At 59.7% G+C, this 814-nt stretch carries 1 pseudogene; it reads right to left on the bottom strand.

Annotated elements, in window-relative coordinates:
- A pseudogene (pgi, locus tag EN993_RS36375) lies at positions 1 to 814 on the bottom strand (glucose-6-phosphate isomerase); the annotation flags it as partial.

Genomic DNA, 814 nt, shown 5'->3' with positions numbered 1-814 from the left:
GCCCTGTCTGGTAATCGACTTTCGTGCCGCCAAGCGTGACGTGCTTGCCGTTGCTTTCCATTGTCAGTTGCTGCAGATAGGCAGGAAAGCGCTTGAGATATTGCTCGTAGGGCAGAACCGCGACCGTCTGCGCCTCGAAAAAGTTGTTGTACCAAACTGCGAGCAGGCCCATCAGCGCCGGCAGGTTCTCACCGAACGGCGCGGTGCGGAAGTGGTGATCCATGTCGTGGAAGCCCGACAGCATCGCGTGGAAATTCTCCGCGCCGATGGCGAGCATGGTGGACAGGCCAATCGCTGAATCCATGGAATAGCGGCCGCCGTCCCAATCCCACATGCCAAACATCTGATTTGTGTCGATGCCGAATTCCGCGACCCCTTCGGTATTGGTCGAGACGGCGACGAAATGCCGGGCCACCGCCTGCTGGTCGCCCAGATTGTGCAGTATCCACTGACGTGCGGCGTGGGCGTTGGTCAGCGTTTCCAACGTCCGAAACGTCTTCGAGCAGATGATGAACAGCGTTTCCTCAGGATTCAGGTCCCGCGTCGCCTCCACGAAGTCGGTACCGTCGATGTTCGAGATGAAGCGGAAAATCATGTCGCGCCGGCTGTAGTGGCGCAGCGCTTCATAGGCCATGACCGGCCCGAGGTCCGAGCCGCCGATGCCGATATTGATGACGTTTCGGATCGGCAGGCCAGTATGGCCGCGCCATGCGCCGCTGTGAATCCTGCCCGTGAAGTCGGCCATCTTGCCGAGCACCGCGTGGACTTCCGGCACAACGTCGATACCGTCGACTAAAATTCGCTCGCCAATAGG

The organism is Mesorhizobium sp. M7D.F.Ca.US.004.01.2.1 (assembly GCF_003997785.1).
Classification (GTDB): Bacteria; Pseudomonadota; Alphaproteobacteria; order Rhizobiales; family Rhizobiaceae; genus Mesorhizobium; species Mesorhizobium loti.
Note: the sequence above shows the minus strand (reverse complement) of the source record. Positions and strands in the feature narration are given on the sequence as shown.